At 49.5% G+C, this 23,196-nt stretch carries 22 protein-coding genes; 4 read left to right on the plus strand and 18 right to left on the minus strand.

Annotation, left to right across the window (positions count from 1 at the left end):
• Nucleotides 1-79: 79 nt before the first annotated feature.
• From CVT49_08915 to CVT49_08940, 6 genes are all read right to left on the minus strand, one after another.
• Nucleotides 80-520 carry a hypothetical protein gene (locus CVT49_08915; GenBank protein ID PKK83312.1) on the minus strand — a complete coding sequence of 147 codons (441 nt, stop codon included), beginning with the start codon at nt 518-520 and terminating at the stop codon, nt 80-82.
• A 3-nt stretch (nt 521-523) separates the two neighbouring features.
• The gene (locus CVT49_08920) at nt 524-715 is read right to left on the minus strand and encodes a hypothetical protein (GenBank protein PKK83313.1); all 192 of its coding nucleotides are present in this window, start codon (nt 713-715) and stop codon (nt 524-526) included.
• 5 nt (nt 716-720) lie between these two features.
• On the minus strand, nt 721-912 hold the full coding sequence (locus CVT49_08925) for a hypothetical protein (protein ID PKK83314.1): 192 nt from the start codon (nt 910-912) through the stop codon (nt 721-723).
• Between the two features lie 236 nt (nt 913-1,148).
• Complete coding sequence (locus CVT49_08930) at nt 1,149-1,706, minus strand: fumarate hydratase (protein ID PKK83315.1); 558 nt, start codon at nt 1,704-1,706, stop codon at nt 1,149-1,151.
• Nucleotides 1,707-1,735: 29 nt separating this feature from the next.
• Complete coding sequence (locus CVT49_08935) at nt 1,736-2,578, minus strand: fumarate hydratase (protein PKK83316.1); 843 nt, start codon at nt 2,576-2,578, stop codon at nt 1,736-1,738.
• A gap of 53 nt (nt 2,579-2,631) precedes the next feature.
• Nucleotides 2,632-3,942 (minus strand): hypothetical protein, encoded by a 1,311-nt coding sequence (locus tag CVT49_08940; GenBank protein ID PKK83317.1) that lies wholly within the window; start codon nt 3,940-3,942, stop codon nt 2,632-2,634.
• A 111-nt stretch (nt 3,943-4,053) separates the two neighbouring features.
• On the opposite strand from CVT49_08940, the gene CVT49_08945 reads away from it, so the two are divergent.
• From CVT49_08945 to CVT49_08960, 4 genes are all read left to right on the plus strand, one after another.
• The gene (locus CVT49_08945) at nt 4,054-4,980 is read left to right on the plus strand and encodes an EamA family transporter (GenBank protein ID PKK83318.1); all 927 of its coding nucleotides are present in this window, start codon (nt 4,054-4,056) and stop codon (nt 4,978-4,980) included.
• A gap of 281 nt (nt 4,981-5,261) precedes the next feature.
• Nucleotides 5,262-6,308, plus strand: coding sequence for a hypothetical protein (locus CVT49_08950; GenBank protein ID PKK83319.1), 1,047 nt, complete (start codon nt 5,262-5,264; stop codon nt 6,306-6,308).
• A 164-nt stretch (nt 6,309-6,472) separates the two neighbouring features.
• Entirely contained in the window at nt 6,473-9,082 is a 2,610-nt protein-coding gene (locus tag CVT49_08955; protein ID PKK83320.1) for a hypothetical protein, read from the plus strand.
• Nucleotides 9,083-9,399: 317 nt separating this feature from the next.
• Nucleotides 9,400-11,412, plus strand: coding sequence for a hypothetical protein (locus CVT49_08960; GenBank protein PKK83321.1), 2,013 nt, complete (start codon nt 9,400-9,402; stop codon nt 11,410-11,412).
• 22 nt (nt 11,413-11,434) lie between these two features.
• Here the strand turns inward: CVT49_08960 and CVT49_08965 are convergent, their stop codons facing one another.
• The 12 genes from CVT49_08965 to CVT49_09020 form a co-directional block, all read right to left on the minus strand.
• Nucleotides 11,435-12,487 carry a hypothetical protein gene (locus CVT49_08965; GenBank protein PKK83322.1) on the minus strand — a complete coding sequence of 351 codons (1,053 nt, stop codon included), beginning with the start codon at nt 12,485-12,487 and terminating at the stop codon, nt 11,435-11,437.
• A gap of 273 nt (nt 12,488-12,760) precedes the next feature.
• Nucleotides 12,761-13,012: a 50S ribosomal protein L27 gene (locus tag CVT49_08970; GenBank protein PKK83323.1), complete on the minus strand. Its 252-nt coding sequence runs from the start codon at nt 13,010-13,012 to the stop codon at nt 12,761-12,763.
• Nucleotides 13,013-13,110: 98 nt separating this feature from the next.
• Nucleotides 13,111-15,570, minus strand: a complete 2,460-nt coding sequence (locus CVT49_08975; GenBank protein PKK83324.1) for a hypothetical protein — start codon at nt 15,568-15,570, stop codon at nt 13,111-13,113.
• 62 nt (nt 15,571-15,632) lie between these two features.
• Nucleotides 15,633-16,676, minus strand: coding sequence for a protein arginine kinase (locus CVT49_08980; GenBank protein PKK83325.1), 1,044 nt, complete (start codon nt 16,674-16,676; stop codon nt 15,633-15,635).
• Between the two features lie 5 nt (nt 16,677-16,681).
• The gene (locus CVT49_08985) at nt 16,682-17,200 is read right to left on the minus strand and encodes a hypothetical protein (GenBank protein PKK83326.1); all 519 of its coding nucleotides are present in this window, start codon (nt 17,198-17,200) and stop codon (nt 16,682-16,684) included.
• A 9-nt stretch (nt 17,201-17,209) separates the two neighbouring features.
• Entirely contained in the window at nt 17,210-17,911 is a 702-nt protein-coding gene (locus CVT49_08990; protein PKK83327.1) for a lipoprotein-releasing system ATP-binding protein LolD, read from the minus strand.
• 98 nt (nt 17,912-18,009) lie between these two features.
• On the minus strand, nt 18,010-19,314 hold the full coding sequence (locus CVT49_08995; GenBank protein ID PKK83328.1) for a hypothetical protein: 1,305 nt from the start codon (nt 19,312-19,314) through the stop codon (nt 18,010-18,012).
• An 8-nt stretch (nt 19,315-19,322) separates the two neighbouring features.
• Nucleotides 19,323-20,882: a lysine--tRNA ligase gene (gene lysS, locus CVT49_09000; GenBank protein PKK83329.1), complete on the minus strand. Its 1,560-nt coding sequence runs from the start codon at nt 20,880-20,882 to the stop codon at nt 19,323-19,325.
• Between the two features lie 13 nt (nt 20,883-20,895).
• The gene (locus CVT49_09005; GenBank protein PKK83330.1) at nt 20,896-21,414 is read right to left on the minus strand and encodes a pantetheine-phosphate adenylyltransferase; all 519 of its coding nucleotides are present in this window, start codon (nt 21,412-21,414) and stop codon (nt 20,896-20,898) included.
• A complete protein-coding gene (gene rsmD, locus CVT49_09010; GenBank protein PKK83331.1) occupies nt 21,398-21,940 on the minus strand; it encodes a 16S rRNA (guanine(966)-N(2))-methyltransferase RsmD in 543 nt (180 codons plus the stop codon). The genes CVT49_09005 and rsmD overlap by 17 nt, the downstream gene beginning before the upstream one ends.
• A gap of 3 nt (nt 21,941-21,943) precedes the next feature.
• On the minus strand, nt 21,944-22,795 hold the full coding sequence (locus CVT49_09015) for a hypothetical protein (GenBank protein PKK83332.1): 852 nt from the start codon (nt 22,793-22,795) through the stop codon (nt 21,944-21,946).
• Nucleotides 22,789-23,160, minus strand: a complete 372-nt coding sequence (locus tag CVT49_09020; protein PKK83333.1) for a hypothetical protein — start codon at nt 23,158-23,160, stop codon at nt 22,789-22,791. Before CVT49_09020 ends, CVT49_09015 begins: the two co-directional genes overlap by 7 nt.
• Nucleotides 23,161-23,196 lie beyond the last annotated feature (36 nt).

Here is a 23,196-nt window from a genome sequence, read left to right on the forward strand (position 1 = left end):
CGTCATTCGAGCCTGGGTTTTAAAAATCCAGTTGACTTCGAACGGGCGGCTACCCTATCTTAACTATGTGTCCATTTTTTTAGGGGAAGACCAAATCGATATCATCTATTGTTATATGTTCGGTCTTTGTCCTATCACGTGGCAGCTTAACCTGAATAATTTCGCGTGGCATTGGATTTCTTTTTGTAGCTATCTGGGATATTTTGCTAGGTGTTTCTGTCAACCTTAAAATCTGTTCCTTATGTGCGGCAATATGCGAAAGTTTCTCGTATCCGATCTCTTCATCTACTCTGACCTGTTTTATAATTTGGCTTTTGACCAACTTTATTCCTTCTTCAAGAATTCTCTTACGTGGCAAATCTGTCAATTTCATCAATTCAGTAACACTTTTTGCGTTCTTTTTACCAAAGTAAATTTGACGGAATACTAACGTTCTTTGTGGCGATCGGGACAACGACTTTGCGACCCCCGTTATTATTTCTTCCCTATTTGATGAAAGGTCCACAACCTGTTGTGGCATAACTTATTTCTTCCTTTTTGATTCACCCAATATTTGACTTACACGCCCTTGACTTATACCCATTGCCTTTCCAATTAATGTAACATTGACGCCGGCATTTTTTAATTGCAGAGCCAGGAGGTGCTTAATTGCCTCCAGTTCTTTCTTTAAATCTTGAAAGTTTTTTAAAATTTCTTTGGCATCTTTTTCTTCCATTTTAATCAACTCCTCTTTAATTTCTTCATGGGCATCATATGCCTAATCGTGCTTGCATCAATTTCCAGTATATCGCCCAATAGACTGGAATCGACACCATCTCTTATTAAAATCACCATTAACAGTTTTCTTATCTTCATCAACTCCTCCAGCTCTTTTGCAACTTTTTTCTCATTTCCTTTTTTTACTTTTACCATCTAAACCTCCAATCATATTTGGCGTTTGAGAATTATCTAAGTCCAATTCTATTCGCATCTATGAACCAATTGCGCAACCGACTATAAAAATATATAGATACATTATTCCTTAATCAACAAAAAATTTAACAAAATAGGCAGGATCGATTTCCCTCCGTTGACGGGATTGCGGATCCTGCCCTATTCATTAGATTCCCGTCTGCACGGGAATGACAAACTTGGATTTTTATAAAACGCTACTTCTTCCCGTACTTGGCGATGCCCTCTTTGTACAGGTTGCCGCCGTGGCAGTCGAGGGCTACGATGGCCGGGAAATCTTTCACGGTCAGCTTGCGGATCGCTTCGGCGCCAAGGTCATCATAGGCGATAACTTCAGCGGCGGTGATCGATTTCGAAATCAGCGCTCCGGCGCCGCCAACGGCGGCAAAATAGACCGCTTTGTGTTTTTTCATCGCCTCGACCACTTCGGCGCTCATCTCGCCCTTGCCGATCATCCCCTTTTGGCCGACGCCGATCACTTTGGGGGTATAGGCGTTCATGCGGTATGATGTCGTCGGGCCGGCCGAGCCGATCACCTGGCCCGGTTTGGGCGGGGTCGGACCGGCAAAATAAATAATCTGACCGGTGACGTCGAACGGAAGTTTCTCGCCCTTGTCGATCAGATCGACCAACCGCTTGTGGGCGGCATCACGGGCGGTGTAGATGGTCCCGGTTATCAGGACATTATCGCCGATTTTCAAATCCTTGACCACTTTATCGGTCAGCGGCGTGGTGATATATATTTTCTCTGACATAGTCTGTATCTCCAAATCTTTACTGGCTGTTAAAGGATCACTTCTTTATGCCGCGCGGCATGGCACTGCGTATTGACCGCGACCGGCAGGCTGGCGATATGGCACGGGTGCACCTCGACATGCACGTCGAGCGCGGTGGTCGTTCCACCCAGTCCCTGCGGGCCGACACCCAGCTTGTTGATTTTTTCCAGAAGTTCCAGCTCGAGATCGGCATAGAATTTATTGGGATGGCGGTCGCCGACTTTGCGAAGCAGTGATTTTTTGGCAATCATGGCGCATTTTTCGAAAGTGCCGCCAATGCCGACGCCGACAATGACCGGCGGGCAGGGATTACCGCCGGAACGGAGAACGCGATCGATCACGAATTCCTTTACGCCCTGAATACCGTCGGATGGTTTCATCATTCTCACTTCGGACATATTTTCCGAGCCGCCCCCCTTGGGCGCTATCGTAATTTTCATTTTGTCGCCGGGAACGATCTGCGTATGAATGACGGCCGGGGTGTTGTCGCCGGTGTTCTTGCGCTCGATCGGATCACTCAGCACCGATTTGCGCAGGTAGCCGTCCTTGTAGCCGCGGCGGATGCCTTCGTTGAGGGCATCTTCATAATTGCCGACGACGATGTGCACATCCTGCCCCAGTTCCACGAACAGCACGGCATAACCGGTATCCTGGCACATCGGGGCTTTTTCGTCATAGGCAATTTTGGCATTGTCGATAATCTGCTGCAGAATATCTTTTCCAACCGGGGACGCTTCCACTTTTTTGGCAGACACCAGCGAATTAATCACATCCTCGCCAAGATCGGTGGCGGCATCCATAGTCAGTTTCCTTACCGCATCGATAATCGTGTCGGTCTTAATCTCACGCATATACTTTCTCCATTATTCTTAGTACACAAGCAATATTGCATTCATATATTATTTTACACGCCGGAGCGTAATTGTTCACTGTACTTTTCAATATTTTTGATTCTCTTGCTTAAAGCCGGATGATCATAGAACCAGAATTCGATAAAAGCGGGCGGTTCCGGATCGCTCAGGTTGTAGGCGGTCAGTTTCTCGAAAGTAATCCGGGCCTCATCGACCGTCACCCCGGCCAGGCGAAAGCCATATTCATCGGCATTGTATTCATGAAAACGGCTGATGCCGTTGGTGACCGGGTTTAGTAAAAAGCTGAAGACAATAATAAATAAAAATAATAACGGCAGGCTGGAAACACTGCCGAACCGGTCAAAACCGAATCGCCGGCTGTTCTTTCGAATTAGGCCCGGCAACAGCCTGTTCGCCAGATATGCTGCGACAAATATTATTATGATGGCGATAAGAAGACCCTTCCAGATATGAAGCATCTTGTAATGCCCGATTTCATGGCCCATGACATATTTCAACTCACCGGTGGTCAGGGCATTGATCATATTGTCATATAGGACAATCCGCTGCGTCGCAAACATCCCGGTAAAATAAGCATTGAGTTTGTTCGACTGTTTTGAAGCATCGACCTCATAAACATCGGGATCTTTGATGCCGGCCCGATTCGCCAGTTGGATCATCTCCGTCTCAAGATTCTTATCCTTGAGCGGTTCGAATTTGTTGAACATCGGTGAGATGACAACCGGGACGATGACAATCAGCAAGACGGCGAAGGGGACGGCAAGGATGGAAAAATAAAGCCACCATCGCCTTGATTTGTTGATAAGCCAATACAAAACCGAGACTATGATGAAAATCAGGACAAAGGCAACCGCCTGTGATTTCAGGCCGTCAATGAGCCATTCGGAGAAGGTTTGATTGGAAAAACCATAATTATGCTCGACGGAAAACTCGATATAGTAGCTGACCGGGAAATAGATGATGTACATGACGATCATGAAAAAGAGGACATAAAAGAAATATGTAAAAAACTTCTTCCGCGAGATTGCCTCGGCCCATCGGCGCATCCGGCCCGAAAGTCCGGAATACAATATGGCCAGGAGGACAATGATATCAAAAAAGAAGCTTATAAAGCGCCAGATATTCTTGTGAAGGGAGTATGAGGCCAGGAGCTCTTTCCTTTCCGGTGACATCGGGTAAACCGGCTCGGATGATTCGGCCGTGGTCGTGATTTCGGCAGCAGCCGGGTTGGCGACAGCCGATGAGTCGATATTTTGGGTTTCCGGTCTTTCTTCGGTTCCAGTGGCCGGCCCTGCCCCCAGGAAGACCAATAACAATAAAGCTGCAAATACGACGATTTTCATGGCATTGACTCCTCGAATTTAACAAAGCGATAATAGTCAATGGAGGGCATAAAGTCAACCGGGTGTCGGGCCGAATAATATTGTCCTCATCAGGAAATTCTCTTTTCTTTTTTGGGGCAAACATTATATTGGGCCATGAAATACACCGGTGAATTCGCCGCCCTGACCACAGCCGTGCTGTGGTCGTTTACTTCGATCTTTTTCACGTCAGCCGGCCGAAGAATCGGCTCCCTGCACCTGAACAAATTCCGAATTCCTTTTGCCGCCGTCTTTCTGGCCATAATGCTTTTGATAACCAGCGGCCGGCTTCTGCCCGGCGGCATCAGCGGTCAATCATATATGTATCTGATTGTGAGCGGCATAATCGGGCTCTCGCTTGGCGATCTCTGCCTTTTTTCGGCCTTTATCTCGATCGGAACCAGGATGACACTGCTGGTTTTCTCGGTCTCTCCCATCATAACGGCCGTCATTGCCTGGTTTTTGATCGGTGAAACACTGGGATTTTACCCTATAGCCGGCATTGTTCTGACTATTTCGGGAATCGCCTGGGTAACGGCTGAAAGACAGCCGGTCAATAACCGTTCGATACAATCGGACGGGAAAAAGGGATTTGGAATCTTAATGGCGGTTTGCGGGGCGGCCGGCCAGGCTATCGGCCTGGTTTTGGCCAAAGCCGGGATGGCCGGGACATTGGATCCGCTTCCGGCGACTTTTATCCAGATGATAGCCGCGACCGGGGCAATCTGGCTGATTGGGATGTTTCGGGGTGATAATATCGAAACGATTAAAAAAGCACGCGATCGTCGTGCCATGCTTCTGGCGCTGGGCGGATCGATTTGCGGCCCGTTTCTTGGGGTCTGGCTGTCGCTGGTGGCCATAAAATACACAGCAACCGGCATTGCGGCGGCTATCATGGCGACCGTTCCGGTTTTGGTTATCCCTTTGGTAATCTTAATATACCATGAAAAGGTAACTATCCGGGCGGTCCTCGGGGCGGTCATTACGACGGCCGGAGTAGCCCTTCTTTTTCTTACATGATTTTTTTGTATAGAAGACTATATTTATCCAATTTATCCATCAGGTTTTTCCAACAATCCGTATAAATAAATGAAGTCACCTAGACTTCCTTTAGCTTGCCTCTCTAGTCAACATGGCCGCCGGTTTTCCGGCGGCCTTTTGCATTGTCTTCGTTCGTAATCGAACAAAATCCACTATTCCGACCAATCGAAATTGGTAATATCAATTATTTACTTTTGATGAAATCATATCCCGGGCGTCCTATTCTTAGACATTGAAATTTTCATTTTCCGGGAGACAATATGCAGTTCGTTAAACGACTTATTGTTATCCCCTCATTGATGTTTGCACTCATGCTTATCCTGACAGCCTCGGGATCGAGCCGCGAAGCTCTTGATGCCGCTGATGCGTTCACATCGGTCGGCAAATATATGACCGATGTCCCTTATGTAACCGTGGGGGTGCATAATGTCGGGAAGATCGGCCTGACCATTACGAATCAGGGCAGTTTTGGCACCGGTTTCATCGATCGTGGCGGCAATGTCAATGATCCCCTGACCGGATTTCGAGCGCCTTCCTGCACTTATCCTTTTCCCGGCAACCAGCAATATCTCTTTGCCGGGGCCTTCTGGATCGGGGCCGTTGTCGGCCGGGATACACTGGTTTCGACCGGAGCGGAGGGATGGATATTTATCCGCAAGATGTGGCGCGACACCGCGAGAATCCATAAGATATATCCCGACCAGCCGCCGCCGGGAACTCTCGATCTTGATTCGGCAGCGGTTTATTTTCCCGATGATCTGACACCGGAGGGAGAGCTAAAATATTATGAATACGAGTTTGTGCTGGATAATATTCTTCCATCGCAATTGTATTATGTTTCGGTGACCGCTTTTGACTATGGCGCCCCCGGAAGCGGGCTGATGTCACTGGAAAGCAGCCCGACCAAGAATATGGTGGCCGAATATGCGCAAAATCAAACAAGCAAGGTCGAGTCGGAAGGATTAAGTGTTATAGTGTATCCAAACCCTTACCGTATTGACGGCAATTATCGAAGCGCTGGCGGGGGCTTTTTCGAGGGGCGCGGACAGGAGACATTGCCCGATGACCGGGTCAGGGCCGTTCACTTTACCAATCTGCCGCATAAATGCACTATCAGGATTTTCACGATCGACGGGGATCTGGTTCGGGAGATTGATCACGATTATCCGCCCGACAGCCCACAAAGTATGCATGATATCCGGGATATAGTCACCCGCAACACCCAGTCTCCTGTTTCGGGAATATACTATTACTCGGTTGAATCGGAATACGGGAGCCAGATCGGCAAAATGGTGCTGATAATGTGAAGGATTAATATCATATTATAAAATGACTTCCTGTCGAAAAAGGCGGCCCGGGGCCGTCTTTTTCATTTAACTGTCACTCATAAGTTGACATCTCTCAACAAAAAGTATATTTATAAGGGACGAGCTTGTTGCAATAACCCATCTTATGAGGCAGCCGAAAGAATATGTCTCATCTGCAAAATAAGGCGCTGTTAATATTACTGCTTTTGCTGATATCCATACTCGATTTTTCAGCGGTCTCGGCCAGAAATCTTTACCGAACGGAAAGGCCGACTGCTCCGACTACCCCGGTCGGGAAAACGGCTCTGGATGCACCGTACGTATCTTACGCCATACATGATATAAATAAACTTGGCCTGACAATTACTAACATCGGAAGTATCGGGACCGGTTTTATCGGTGAGGAAGTGGTCGGCGCCGCGGCGCCATCGGGAATATACCTGTATCCGGGACGTCTGAAGCACATCTTCGGCGGCGCTTTCTGGATCGGGGCGGTGGTCGGGCGCGATACGCTGGTTTCGGTCGGTGCCGACGGCTGGCAGCTTACCCGCGAGATGTTCCCCGATCCATATCCCCGGGGGGAAATCAAAGAAGCATCCATTCTAAATACGGACGATGTTGAGGCGCTCTCGGAGCAGGATTTTATCGCCATTTACACCGATACCCTGACCAATCCATCCTATGTGGAAATCGATCCGACCGACGGGCGGCCCCATATCCCGATCAATGTCGAAATCAGCCAGCGTTCGTACGCCTGGAGTTATGCCTATGCGGAAGACTTTATTCTGTTTGATTACTCTATTAAAAATATCGGATATCGGGAAATAAAGAAAGCGTATCTCGGCATATACCTCGACGCCGAGGTTACGCCGCGCAGCGGCAATTATGATGATTTTACCGATGATATCTGCGGTTTTCGGCGTTATGCCGCCTCCGATCAGGGATGCGGCTTTATCGATACGGTCAATATCGCCTGGCTGGCCGACAATGACGGCCGCTCGGCGCCGCCGCCGGCCTGTCCCGGTGGGTTTGAGCTGACCTCGGTGACCGGTATCAGGGTGGTCCGAACACCTTCCGATTCGCTCAAGTACTCCTTCAACTGGTGGATATCCAATCCTGATGCCTCGCTCGATTTCGGCCCGCGACGGATAGGCACGCCGAATGATCCGTTTCGCGATTTCGGCGGGTTTCTCGGCACTCCCGAGGGGGATAAAAATAAATATTATGTGCTGAGGCACGAAGAGTTCGATTATGATCAGCTTTTCAGCGCCGTCGATCAAACGGCCGCCGGCTGGCTGCCGCCATCGGCGCAGGCTCCCGATTTTTCCAATGGTTATGACACCCGCTTTTTGCTGTCATTCGGGCCGTTCGATATCAGCCCGGGCGAGGTGCTTCCGGTCAGTTTTGCCTATGTCGCCGGTGCTAATTTTCACCGCCGCTGCGAAGATTGGGACCAGTATTATCAGCCGTACAATCCGCAGCCATATTCTGACCGGCTTGACTTCACCGACTTTGCCAAGAATGCCATGTGGGCGTCGTGGATCTATGACAACCCCGGCTATGACAGCGACGGCAACGGCTACTTTGGGAAGTACCGTATTTGCGTCTATGACTCAACATTTGTTTTTGATACGGTGTCGATCGATCCGGTTGTGATTGAAACGACCATGGTCTATACCCAGGCCGATACGCTCTGGTATGAAGGTGACGGTGTTCCCGATTTTCGCGGGGCGGCTCCTCCCCCGCCGCCGGTGCTTCGGGTTATGCCGAGTATCGATGAGTTCAATCGCGGGGAATTGCGGGTCCGCTGGAACGGGCTTCGATCGGAAACCGAAAAAGATATCTTCAGCCGGGTGGCCGACTTCGAAGGGTATCGTGTCTATATATCGCTGTCGCAACTGCAATCCGACTTTGTTCTGGTTTCATCGTACGACCGGGATGATTACAACAAATATATCTGGAACGAATCACGCGGCATCTGGGAACTGCGCAACCCGCCTTTTACACTTGATTCACTCCGGGCGCTGTACGGCAGTAATCTCGACCCCACGAGCTTTTCGATCGATCACCGGTTTTACTGGATGGATTCGATCTTTTATTTTGCGGCGCAGGACTGGAACCAGTCGGAATTGAGAGATACGATGGGTATCTACAAGCGGTTTCCGGATCAACCCCCGCCCAGTACACTCATTGTCGATTCGGCGGCGATATATTACCCTGAGGAGTTGACCGAAGACAGCCTGTTAAAATATTATGAGTACGAATATGTTTTCAGAAACCTGCTGCCGTCACAACTGTACTATGTATCGGTGACCGCTTTCGACTATGGTTCACCGACCAGCGGCCTGCTGTCGCTCGAATCGAGCCCGTCGGTGAATATGGTGGCCGAATATGCCCAGAACCGAACCGGTATCGTCGAGGCGGAAGGGCTGAATGTCATTGTTTATCCCAATCCTTATCGTATCGACGGCAATTACCGTTCGGCCGAAGGAGGCGGTTTTGAGGGGCGCGGACAGGAAAGTATGCCGGACGATCGGGTCCGGGCGATTCATTTTACGAATTTGCCGCATAAATGCACTATCAGGATTTTCACCATCGATGGCGATCTGGTTCGCCAGATCGATCATGATTACCCGCCAGACAGTCCGCAGAGCATGCATGACATCTGGGATATGATTACCCGGAACACGCAGGTGCCGGTTTCGGGGATTTATTACTACTCAGTCGAGTCGGAGTACGGCAATCAGGTGGGCAAGATAGTGATTATTATGTAGAGGCGCTGTCGGGGAAATAATCTGCCTTGACAAAGCCCGGGACATCTGTATATTTATGTTATAAATCAGGTTTTTACCTGTCTGGGTTCTGAGCATATCAAAAAGAGCACATCGGAGAAGCCAGGGGACTATGCTCACGATACCATAATATGATGCTCGGAGAAACCATAAACATTGTAATAGTGATTTGAAATCTTATTGGGAAATTACTGGCTTCAGTCGACACTTTTACGGGAGAAATCGGGGATTTTCAGAGCACATCCCTAATGTCGACTTTACACATTAAGAACCTTTACTCTGAACAAGGAGGAAAATCAATGAAAACTCAATTAATGGGCTGTCCTCCATGTGCATTAGCGCTCATTTTCGCCTTAGCTTTTCCGCCGGCTCATGCCGAAATAGCATTATATTGGAATACCGGCGATATCGGTCAGGTCCAAGATATAATAGTAGCGGATGCAAACATGGACGGGGTGAAGGAAACAATTGTTGGTTGCCAGCTTGGATATACCGGAGTAAGCCCTTTTAGGGTCTTTAATGGGGTAAGTAAAATCTTGGATACCTCAATTATGCTCGATACTGGATACCCAAACAAAATTCAAGTGACGGACATAGATGGAGACGGCGACACAGAAATCATCGTCGGATCGACTACTTCTTGGGAGGAAGGCGCAGAGGGACATATATATATTTACGATGGAAGCACTTATAGCTTGGAGTGGAAAAGTGAAAACATTGGTACTGTGGTGAGTCTCCATGTAGCAGATTTTGATCTTGACGGTGTCAATGAGATATTCGCAGGGATATGGAGGGCAGCGGTTCAGCAGGATTTCGGCAGGATTCTTATTTTTGATGGGATTAGTCATGCCATCGAATTTGACACTACATTAGAAACCCACTATTTTTTCAGTGAGGGTTCCACAGTCTGCGACTTGGATAATGACTCAGCTCTGGAAATAATCTTTGTGGAAACCGATGTTGCTGTCTCCGACAGTTCCAAAGTATTTATGGTGGACAGAACACCCAATTCGGTAGAATGGAAGTTGGGAGCATCAAGTGTATTTCGGGGAACCGCATGCGGTGATGTGGATAATGATAATCAGATTGAATTCGTTATTTGCCATACGACCGGAACCTCCCCGACAGATATTAGACAGGTTAAGGTATTCGACAGTAATTGGGTAGAAGAATGGTCTTATGATTTTTCTGATGAGCCTTTCTGGGGGCCGACAACATTGGCAATGGGAAATGTAGATGGAGATCAGATACCCGAGATAGCAGTTGCCGTCACCACTATGACATTTGGTGGCTATGCTTGCTTAATAGACAGACAGACGGATTCAATTATTTGGTCTACAGGTCCGGGCGGGAGCATCGACGTAGTCACATTTGCAGACGTAAATAACGACGGATGGCTGGAGTTATGCATTGGGTACACAACATCCTTTAGCAGCGGTTATATGGAGGTATATGAGATTCTGGATTTGGATGATGATGGTATCCCCAATACCACTGACAATTGCCCGATGATGTCCAATCCCGACCAGATTGATACTGACACTGACGGTAAGGGCGATGCCTGTGATAATTGTCCGAATATTGGCAATGCTGATCAGATGAACTCCGATAATGACAGTTATGGCGATATTTGTGACAATTGTCCAACTGCAAATAATCAGGGTCAGGAAGATAGTGATGATGATACATTTGGTGATGCTTGCGATAATTGTCCCAATATCGCAAACAGCGGGCAAGAGGATTCCGATAGCGATAACAAAGGCAATTTATGCGACAACTGCCCCGATCAATATAACCCATTGCAGGAGGATTATGACCTTGACGGTATCGGCGATTCGTGCGACCCCTGCAATAATTTCATGTTCACCATGGAGTCACCGGGCGACACAGTGCTGGTTCAATTCCTACACGAATTCAGCTACTATCCGACAATCACTGACCCGGATGATGCCAGCCACAGTGTTATATATCCAGAAATGCCCCACTGGTGCACAGTTATCAATGATACACTAAAAGGAACCGCCCCCGATACCGCTTTTGTCGAACCGGTCACGGTTATTGCTATGGATGCCTGCAATGTGGACACGCTGTTGTTTGTCACGGTCATTTATCTCTGCGGCGATGCCAACGGTGACGGATTTATGAATATTCTGGATATTACGTTTCTTATAAATTACCTGTATCGAAGCGGCGCGGCCCCTGACCCGATTGAATCAGGCGACGGCGACGGCGGCGGATCGATCAACCTGCTGGATATTGTTTACCTGATAAACTATCTCTACAAAGGAGGCCCGGCGCCGAATTGCCCATAGAAACAGAGCGCGACCTGACTCGCTATAGTTTTACCAGAAGCGATTCAGAGCAAAAACCGGGACCGAGGGCGGATATGATGCCGTAGCCCGGATTTCTCAGACCGTGCTTTTCAAGATATCGCGCGATGACGAAAAGCACGGTCACCGAGGACATGTTGCCGTAGTCATGCAAAATATCGCGGGAGAGGGCAAAGCTGTCGCCATTGACGTGGTACGCCGTTTCGTAGGCTTCGACCACTTTCATTCCGCCCGGATGATATAAATAATATAAGATATCTTCTTTGGACAGGCCGCATTCGGACAGAAAAGTATCCATCTCGGTCGCGGCATTGGCCAGGATTATGTCGGGAATACGTTTGTCAAAAACCACCTGCATGCCGCGTGAGACGATATTCCAGCCCATCACGCTCAGCGAATCAGGATAAAAGGTCGAGCGCGTCGAGACGATTTCGAGGCCATCGCTTTTGACATTGTCACCGGACACCAACGCAGCCGCGGCCCCTTCGCCGAATAAAGCACAGGCAACCAGATTACTTTTTGAAAAATCATCACTATTGAAGGTAAGGCCGCACAATTCGACCGCGACCAGAAGGACGCGATGATCCGGATGTCCCAGCAAATAATGGTAGGCATGCGACAAGCCGGCGGCACCGCCGGCGCATCCCAGGCCCCAGATCGGCGTGCGGCGGATATTGTGGCGCAGGCCCAGGACATTAATGAGCCGCGCATCAATCGAAGGTGTCGCCAGCCTGGTCGTATTTATGTAGATGATGTAATCAATCTGATCGGCATTAGTTCCTGTCATTTCCATGACTTTGCGGGCGGCTTTCGCGCCCAGATCGGTCGCGGATTCGATATAGATATTATTTTTTTCGGCAATATCATGTTCCTGCTCAAACCATTGGCTGGGGACGGAGAAATATCGGGTCCCGATTCCGGCATTGTCAAAAAGAGGCATAAGCCGGTCAACATCGGTTCGGTGTGTCCCGAACAGCCGCATTGTAAAGGCTTTGGCTTCGTTTTGAGCGATACTATATGGCGGCACGGCGGTCGCAATGGCTGAAATTCTTGGCATATTTCTATCCGGTAAAGGTTTAAGCTTATAACATTGAAAGTCGCTAATATGTTCAATTCGATCAGAGTCGGGCCTACGACCGGAAATTACTTTTGGCGAGCATGGATTTTTTGGAAACAATTTGTAAGATATCGGTTAATGGATAAACGTTATAAATGAAGCATGCCCGCCTCCATTAGGTCCGCTTCTCCGGAGGCGGATCAGGGCATAGCGCAAAAAAGCCCGCATCTTTAATGATGCGGGCTGGTTTTTTGACAGGGCCTGAAGCCGGTCTTATTCAAAGACGGAAACGAATTTCTTGTCGCGTCCCTTCTGCTGGAATTTAACCACGCCGGTGGCCTTGGCATACAGCGTGTCATCCTTGCCGCGGCCGACATTGAGGCCGGGGTGGAACTTGGTGCCGCACTGACGGACAATAATCGTTCCAGCGGTGACCGCTTCGCCGGAATAGGCTTTGACGCCGCGCCGCTGGCCGTGGCTGTCGCGGCCGTTGCGGGAGGAACCTACGCCTTTTTTGTGAGCCATAACACTACCTCTTATCTCAAAACATTATATTCAAAATTACGGCCCGGCTTTCACCGGGCCGTGTATTATAATAATTATTTTCAAAAAAGCAAGCGTTTTTAATTGCGGACCTGCTGCGGTTTTTCTTCAGCGGCCGGCTTCTCATTGAAGGTGAAAAGCAGTTTTTCTTCATCGGCGCTGATATACAGGTTGCAATCGCCCGCGTACTGGCCGCGCAGAAGTTCTTCAGCCAACGGATCTTCCAGGTATTTCTGGATCGCCCGCCGGAGCGGTCTGGCACCCAGCATCGGCTCGTAGCCCCTGGTCGACAGGAAGGTTACGGCCTCTTCGGACAGCGTGAAACTTATTCCCTTCTCCGCCAAGCGCTTAGCGACATCGGCAGTAAGGATCGCAACGATTTCCTTGATATGATCGATGCTCAGTGAGTGGAAAATGACGCTTTCATCGATGCGGTTAAGCAGTTCCGGGTTGAACAGCTTTTTCAGCTCCTCGATCACTTTCTTCTTCATCGAATCATGTGAGGATTCTTCCGCTTCGGAGCCAAAGCCCATGGTCTTGCCGTCCTTGATCCTTCTGGTTCCGATATTCGAGGTCATAATGACCACGGTATTGCGGAAATCGACCTTGCGGCCGAAGGAATCGGTCAGCGAGCCGTCGTCCATAAGCTGGAGCAGGATATTGAAGACATCCGGATGCGCCTTTTCGATTTCATCGAGCAAAACCACCGAATACGGCCGGCGTCTGACTTTCTCGGTCAACTGGCCGCCCTCCTCATAGCCGACATATCCCGGAGGAGCGCCGATCAGTCTTGAGACGGCAAACTTCTCCATGTATTCGGACATATCGATACGAATCAGCGATTCGGCATCTTCAAAAATGAATTCCGCCAGCACTCTCGCCAGCTCGGTTTTGCCGACACCGGTCGGACCCAGAAAGATAAATGATCCGATCGGGCGTCGCGGATCGCCGAGCCCGGCCCGGGCGCGGCGGATGGCGCGTGTGACGGTGTTGATTGCCTCATCCTGGCCGATAATGCGCTTGCGCAATTCATCTTCCATACGGAGAAGACGTTTCGATTCTTTTTCTTCGAGGCGGAAGAGCGGAATACCGGTCATCTGCGATACGATATGGGCAATATCATCTTCCTGCAGGACGATTTTTTTCTCTTCCCGTTTCTGGTCCCATTCCTTTTTCAAATCCTGAAGTTTTTCTTTTTTGAATTTCAATTCGTCACGCAGTTGGGCCGCAGTTTCGAAGGCCTGATTCTTGACCGCCTTTTCTTTTTCTTCCTGCAGCCTGGAAATTTCATTTTCGATATCATTGAACAAATCCGGTTTGGCAAAAGTGGCCAGGTGCGCGCGGCTGCCGGCCTCATCGATAACATCGATTGCCTTATCGGGCTGAAAACGGCCGCTGATATAGCGATTGGACAGCTTCACCGCCGCCGTAATCGCTTCGTCGGAAATGGTCAATTTATGATGCTCTTCATATTTGGGCTTGAGACCCTGCAAAATCCTGATGGTATTTTCTTCGCCCGGCTGCTCGACCATAATGGTCTGGAAGCGGCGTTCGAGGGCGCCATCCTTTTCGATATATTTTCTGTATTCATTCAAAGTTGTCGCACCGATACACTGCAGTTCGCCGCGTGAAAGAGCCGGCTTGAAAATATTGCTGGCATCAAGCGAACCTTCGGCGCCGCCGGCGCCGACGATGGTATGCAGTTCATCGATGAAAATAATGACATCTTTGGAATTGATGATTTCAGTCATAACCGCTTTGAGACGTTCTTCGAACTGCCCGCGGTACTTGGTTCCGGCAACAAGCGACGCCATATCAAGCGTCACCAGCCGTTTGTTATCGAGTGTCTGCGGAACCTTGCCCTCGACAATGCGCTGGGCCAGCCCCTCGGCGATGGCAGTCTTGCCGACACCGGGTTCGCCGATAAGAACCGGATTGTTCTTCTTGCGGCGGGATAGAATCTGGCTGACACGCTCGATTTCATCGGCCCGCCCGATAATCGGGTCAAGCCGGCCGCGGCGCGCCAATTCGGTCAGATCGCGGCCATAATGGTCAAGAGCCGGGGTCTTTGATTTTTTGCGTTTGCGCTTGAATGAAGATGGTTTGCCGGTCTGGACATTTTTCAGCTCTTCATAGACTTCCTTATAGTCGATTTCATACATCGAAAGGACCTGTGCGGCAACCCCTTCTTCATCCTTCAGAAGCGCCAGAAGGATATGTTCGGTGTCAATATCTTTGGATTTAAGCGCCCGTGCTTCCTGCCCGGAGACTTCCAGGGTCTTCTTAGCCCGCGCCGTCAGGGGCAACTGGCCCATGGTCATGGTCCCGCCCGCAGGCTGAACGACTTCCTCGATGGAAGTTTTGAGATCCGTGGTTTCCAGTCCCAGATTATTTATGATCTCAACCGCCCGACCTTCACCAAGCCTGATTAATCCCAGCAGGAGATGCTCGGTCCCGATATAGTCATGCCGAAGCCTTGCAGCTTCTTCCCTGGCAAATTCTATGGCCTTCCGGGCTAATTCCGTAAACATCTCATTCATTTTTTATTACCTTTCTATTATTTTCCTACTCTGTAACGCTTCTTCAGGATTATTTGTGCCTTTTATTTTAATTTTTCTCTTACCATTTCCGCCCTGATTACATCACGCTGATCCTGCGACATCTCTTTACCGTAATATTTCTGGAGATGAGCCGGTTGAGATAAAAGCAGGATTTCATTTATCATTGATATCTTGACACGGTCAATAACGTTCAGGGCTATTCCCAGCCTGACGGCCGAAAGCAGATTCATGACCTCTTCGGACGTCAGCACCCGGGCATTTCTTAAAATTCCATAAGCGCGCCAGATTTTATCGCTGATATGATCCGGAGCCTCACTCATAAGTCTTTCGCGTGCATGAGCTTCTTCGGCGATAATCGAGCGCGTGACGCTCGCAATCATCTGCAGTGTTTCCGTCTCGGACACGCCCAGCGTATTTTGATTCGAAACCTGGAAAAGATTCCCCAGAACGTCACTTCCTTCGCCATAAAAACCACGAACAATAACGCCCATTTTGGTAATTTTTGATATAACCCGGTCAATTTCCTTGGTTATTACCAGGCCGGGCAGATGAATCAAAACCGAGGCTCTGAGGCCGGTGCCGACATTGGTGGGGCAGGCGGTCAAAAAGCCAAAATCGGAATCATAATCGAATTCAAGGTGCCGGCCGATTTCATTATCGTAATTTCCCGCAATTTCAAACGGGCTGTCCGGGTTGAGACCGGCAGACAGGGCCTGAATCCGCAGATGATCCTCCTCATTAATCATGATGGAAATCTGCTCGTCAGCACTGATAAAGAGGGCCCGTGATTTATCATCCTGCATAAAGCCGGGCGACATCAGATGTCGCTCCACCAGGAAATCACGATCCAGCGGAGTCAGGTCGCTTCCGCGCAACAGGCTGCCTTTGGAGAGCAAATCGGACCGCTCGACCGCCGATTCGAAATAGCCGACCACCTTTTCCCTGGTGGCGGAATCGGCCGACGACGGATAAATACACCCGGCGACATTTCGGGCCAGGCGGACTCTTGATGACAACACAACCATGTTATCATCACCTTTTCCGGAGAGCCACCCGGTTAAATTTTTGGCCATGTCTTCAAACATTGCGCTCACTCTTCATCCTTTGTAATCAAATGAGCCTCGCGGACCGCTTTTAATTTATCCCGTAGATCGGCGGCGCGTTCGAAATCTTCACTTTCGATGGCCTTTTTGAGCATTTCTTCCAGTCTTTCTTCTTCCCTGACGGGAATCGGTTCGCCCTCACCGGCGACAGGCATCTTACCTTTATGGAGCGAAGAGCCGTGAATCTTGCGCATAATCGGCTCGAGGCGTGAACGAAAAGCACTGTAACATTCACCGCAGCCGAAGCGGCCCTGATGGGCGAACTGTTCGAAAGTCAAACCACATCGTGAGCATGTGATATCGGGAATATCGCCCGGTTTCTGGGGCGATTGCTGTATCAAGCCCGATATCAGATCGCTTAGTGGAAACGGGACATTATCCAGCGGCGAATGAAAGCCTCTTTTGGCGGCACAATCCTTGCACAACGAAACAACCAATTTTTCGTTATTTATAATTTGCGTGAGATGGACCGTAGCCGTCTGCTTTTTACAATCCTGACACACCATAATTTTATCCTAACTTTCGGCGACCTCGCTGACAAGGCCGTTTTCTAATTTTACAACTCGGCGGCACTTTTTGGCCAAATCAATATTGTGCGTGGCGATGAGGAAGGTGATACCCCTGGTCTGGTTGAGATGGGCCAGCAGTTCATGAAGTTTTTCACCGGTTTTTATATCCAGATTACCCGAAGGTTCGTCGGCGATAACGATTTCCGGCTTGTTGGCCAGGGCCCGGGCCACCGCCACCCGCTGCTGCTCACCGCCCGACATCTGGTTGGGCATATGATTCATCCGGCCGGTCAGCCCGACATCGGCCAGCAATTCTCTGGCAATATCGGCGGCTTCCGAACGACTTTTATCGGCGATCAGGCTCGGCATCATGACATTCTCAAGCGCCGTAAAATCCTCGAGAAGATACTGCTGCTGAAAGACAAAGCCGATGTGGATATTACGAAACCTCGCCAGTTCCGATTCGCTCTTGTCTCCCAGCGTTTCGCCGTTCACTTCCACCATACCCTGAGTGGGCCGATCCAGGCCTCCAAGGACATGCAACAAGGTCGATTTCCCGACACCTGATTCACCCACGACCGCAAGCATATCACCCCTAACCACTTCCAGATCAATGCCTCTCAAGACTTCTAAAATACCTTCAGTGGTTTTAAAGTTTCGGTGGATATTCCGGGCCGCGAGGAGATGGTTTTTGCCGGTTGCTTCCAATTCAAATATTCTCCCTATCCCAAAGTCAATCTATTAGTATATAACTATTTTCGCCAAAATCGTCAAATAATTTAGGCCGCGCGATTATTTCGCATTATTTACTTACGCAGTACATCTATTACGGATTGATTCGAGGCTCTGACAGCCGGATATAAGGCGGCCAGAAAACAGATAATAATTGTAATGCCTCCGGACAGAAGAAAATCAAAGGGGTTGACTTGGATGGGGAGGTAATTTATGAAGTAAAGGTCGCCCGGAAGCGAAATCAGAGCATATTTGTTTTGAATCCAGGCGGCGACCAAAGCTATTGTCCAGCCAAGGAATATGCCGATAAACCCAATCACCAGACCGTCATAGACAAAAATCCGGCGAATCGATCCGGCGGTCGAACCGAGCGTTTTTAAAATACCGATTTCCGTGCGTTTTTCCATCGCCAGCATCACCAGCGTCGAAATAATCGAAAAAGCGGCCACCAGAACAATCAGAATAAAGCCGATAAACAGCAGTTTTTTCTCAAGAGAGATCCAGGTGAAAAGATTTTTATGCAATTCGTTCCAGGGAACGATTTGAAAATTAAATCCGACCGCGGCCGATATAGCCGGCGCAACCTGCTCGGCCAGATAGATATCGGTTAATTTAAGATGCACCGCCGTCACTTCGTCGTGCATCTTGAAGAGATCCTGCGCGGCCGTCAATGAAATATAGCCAAGCTGGGCATCAAATTCGTACATTCCGGTTTCAAAGACACCGGTTACATAAAACTTGGCCACGCGGGGCCGGGTATTGCGGCGCAAGTCCTCGCCCCTTAATGAATACAACACGATCGGATCGCCCACAGTGACACCCAGCCGGTCGGCGAGAGTCACACCCATTATTATACCATAGGCTTTTTCGGTGCTGTCGAAAGCCGGGATTTCAAAATTGTATTCACCGCGTTTGATATCATCGGCGATATTGGCGGTTCGCCTTTCCATTTCAGGGTCGATCCCCCTGATCACGATACCATCGCCGGCCTCTTCCGATGAAATCGCCGCCTTGTAATAGATAAACGGCGAAGCGGCGACAACATCATCGATGGCTTCGACTTTTTCGATTATCTCCCGGTAATCGGTCATGGTCATAGAATTGCGGGGGAAGATCGTTATATGCGAGGTCGTTCCGAGCAGGCGGGTTCGCAATTCGGTTTCGAAACCATTATGCATCGACATGACGAAACAAACCACGGCCACTCCGAGCGTTACACCGAGAGAGGTGATCCAAGTCGAGACTGAGGTAAAAAATCGGCCGGAGCGCAGGTACCGGCCGGCTATATATCGTTCGTATTTCATTCGCTTTTTATTATACTCTTCGCGTGTCAGATCACAATTCCCCGATTGATATCGGAAAATCAAGACCTGGCACAACGAGAATTTTACTTATTACTTTTGCCCTTAAAAATATTACCTCTATCAGCACCAGCTTCCAACTCCGGGCGCATCTGCGGAAATAGAATTACATCCCGGATTGAATGGCTGTTGGTCAGAATCATCACCAGCCGGTCGATACCGAAGCCCAGCCCTCCGGTCGGCGGCATGCCGTACATCAACGCCATGATATAGTCTTCATCGAGCTGATGCGCTTCCTCGTCGCCCGCCTCGCGTGCTTTCCCCTGGGACTCGAACCGGGCCCGCTGGTCATCGGGATCATTCAATTCCGAGAAGGCGTTGCCCGTTTCCAGACCGGCGATAAAACACTCGAACCTTTCGGTCAGTCGCGGGTTGCCGCGGTGGATCTTGGCCAGCGGCGATATATCCAGCGGATAGTCCTTGATAAAAGTGGGCTGGACCAGTTTCGGTTCGACTATTTTTTCAAAGAAGCGCTCGACCACCTTGCCCCAGTTGATTAAATCTTCAGAATCGATTTCGAACTCCCGGGCTTTGTTCTTGGCCGCTTCAAAATCGAGCAGCAGGAGATCGACGCCGGTTTCCACCTTGACGGCATCAACCATCGAGATTTCCTTGAAGTCCGGTTCGAAATCAAGCTGCATGCCTTCATATTCCAGCTTGTATGAACCATGCAGATCAAAGACCACCTTGCGCATCATGTCCTGAAACAACGCCATGATATCCTTGTAGTCGGCGTAGGCCCAGTACAGTTCAACCATCGAAAATTCCGGATTATGCAGACGATCCATGCCCTCATTGCGGAAATCTTTGCAGAATTCCCACACTTTTTCGAAACCGCCGACAATCAAGCGTTTGAGATAAAGTTCGTCGGCGATGCGCAGGAAAAGATCGATGTCGAGCGTGTTATGATGCGTCTTGAACGGCCGCGCCGCCGCCCCGCCATAAATCGGCTGAAGAATCGGCGTTTCCACCTCAAGAAAACCGCGGCTGCCCAGGAACTCCCGTATGGACCTGATGATGGTGCCTCGCTTTACAAACGTGTCGCGAACTTCGGGATTGACGATCAGATCGACATAGCGCCGGCGGTATCTTTGTTCCTTGTCAACCAGCCCCGAATGTTTGTCGGGAAGCGGATGCAGCGACTTGGAAAGCAATTCGAATTTGGTCACCGATACCGTCATCTCGCCGGTTTTGGTGGTGAACAGCGTTCCTTCGACACCGATGATATCACCCAGATCTATTTTTTTATCGAACAGTTTGAATTCATCTTTGCCGACATTATCGATTTTGACATATATCTGTAATTTTCCGGACAGGTCATGAATGTCCGAAAAAATGACTTTGCCCATTTTCCGCTTGAGCATAATGCGCCCGGCCAGCTTTAGCGCGGTTTGACCGGCTGCAAGCGTGTCATAGTTATCCCTGGCCTCTTTGATTATATGGGTCCGCTCATAACGGTAAGGATATGGATTGATATTTTTCTCCCTCAGGTCGGCCAGTTTCTGTCGTCTGGTTCGGATAAGATCTTCCAGCGGCACCTGAGTTTGTTCGATATCCTCCCGGTCTTGTTCAGGATTATCTGCCATGGATAATTATTCCTTATTTGGATATGTTAAATTTTTTGTGCAGGGCCGCTTTCACCACAGGCGGCACCAGGGTATGGATATCCCCGTTATGCGAGGCGACATCTTTGACAATGGTCGATGATAGATACACCCATGAAAGAGCGGGCATTAGAAAAACGGTTTCGACATGATGAGCCATTTTACGATTCATCAGGGCCATCTGGAATTCGTACTCGAAATCCGAAACCGCCCGCAGACCCCTGATGATGGCACAGGCTTTCAGATCCCTGGCAAGATCCGCCAGCAGCCCGTCGAATTTAATAACTTCGACCGGATTTTCCGGATTTATTTCCTTGAGACTCTCCCGGACCAGTTCGATCCGTTCCTCATGAGAAAAAAGAGGATTCTTGCCGGCATTCATGGCGACAGCGACAATAATATGGTCAAAAAGCTGGGTCGCTCGTTGCACCAGGGACAGATGCCCATTAGTAATCGGGTCAAAGGTTCCCGGATAAATGGCGGTCCTGACAACGCTGTTATTCTTTGCCGGCATAAAATGAAACCTCGGTCTGTCCAAATTTCCTTTTTTTCAATAATACGATATTATCCGAATTTATACTCATTCCGGACTTATGCTCAATAATAAGTAATCCTTTATTTCTAAGCAAGTTATATTGCGCCACCGTTTCCGCCACTTCCTGGGGGGTTATTTTTTCATACGGCGGATCGGCGAAAATCAGGTCAAATTGTCTCCCGCTTTCGGCAAGAATCCGGCAGGCTTCACGATAATCCATGGTCATAACCCGGGCCTCGAGCCCAAGTGATTCCAGATTCTGTTTAATGACGGTGACCGGCTTGTACACCAATTCCACAAAGACGGCCGATTGGGCTCCCCGGGAGACCGCTTCAATTCCCAGCGCCCCCGAGCCGGCGAATAAATCAAGCACCTCGGCGTCCTCAATTTCATGCATCAATATATTGAAAATCGACTGGCGGACCTTATCGGTAGTCGGCCGGGTCGCCATCCCGGGTGCGGTGGACAACCTTCGCCCCTTCAATGTTCCGCCTGTTACGCGCATGGATCACTCCGCTGTAAGGCCGAGGCCGACAAGATACTTGTGTGATTCCGGAAAAACTTCGGGTGCAAATAATTCTTTGCGCATTTCCGGCAGGACAGTCTTAATGCCCAGACCCTTTTCTATCCCGACGGCCAGTTCCTGATTGCAGCGTTTGCCGGTTATGATTATAACCGAGAGCGGCACCGACTGCGATAGTTTATCATAGGTCAGCATCTGGTACTGTATGGTGGCGATGATATCAAGAAGAAACGCCTTCGATCGGCCCGGGTCGCTGTCGTTTATTCCGGCATTGCTGATAACCGCGCCCAGGTGAATGGGCCGGCCGTTTTCGACAAAGCAATACGATGCCAGGCTATCGGTAATGTCGATCAGGCAGATCAGGCGTCCTCCGCCGGGCCGGCAGTAATGCGTATATCCGGCCGCCATCGCCCATGAGCGCAATTGAAAACCGGACGGCTTGATAAAATGATCCCTGAAGAAATCGAGTTTACTGTCGATCTCGCTTCGCTTATAGGCGACGGCAAGTCTTTCCCGGCCGCTGTTGATTTCGAATGACTCGAGATAATAGCGAATCTGGTCATCGAGCAATGAGGCCACCAGTTCAAACTGGGCCAGTTTATCGGGGTCGAGACTTCGGTCAGGGCTGATCTTTACGCGCTTGATAATGGCGCTGTTTTCGGACACCGCCATATACAGGCTGCCGCCGGCGTCAAGGGATTGCGTCGCGATCCCATCGGTGGAGATATCCATCAGCATATCAACCGTCTTTCGGCCGGCCGAGGTCGAGACTCCCACCAGGCGAATTCTGTCATCATATATTTCGGCGCCGTATTTCCTGCCGGATAGCTCTACCACTGTCTGACCTCGATGTATGATTTTATTTTTTCATATGTGGCATAGCCGATGCCATTGACACGCAAAAGGTCCTCCGGTTTCGTAAAGGGAATACTGTCACGCATGGCCACGATTCGCCGGGCCAGAACGGGACCGATACCGGGAAGTAATTCCAGGGAATCGGCCGGGGAAAGATTAAGATCAACCTTTATGACCGGAGCATAGCGGCTGTCGGTTTCGGCGATTTTCACCGACAGCCGGAGCGAGTTATCGTCCAATCGGGAATAGCTGAATAAAAACCGATAAGCGGACAGAATAACAAGAAGCGCGGATAGAAAAACAATCACACGCAACTGGGCCGGCGAAAATTCGAAAAAACGATTCATCTAATAAGCTTTATTCATAAAGATTCGAAGCAATAT

Source organism: candidate division Zixibacteria bacterium HGW-Zixibacteria-1 (genome assembly GCA_002838945.1).
In the GTDB taxonomy this organism is placed as follows: Bacteria; Zixibacteria; MSB-5A5; order GN15; family PGXB01; genus PGXB01.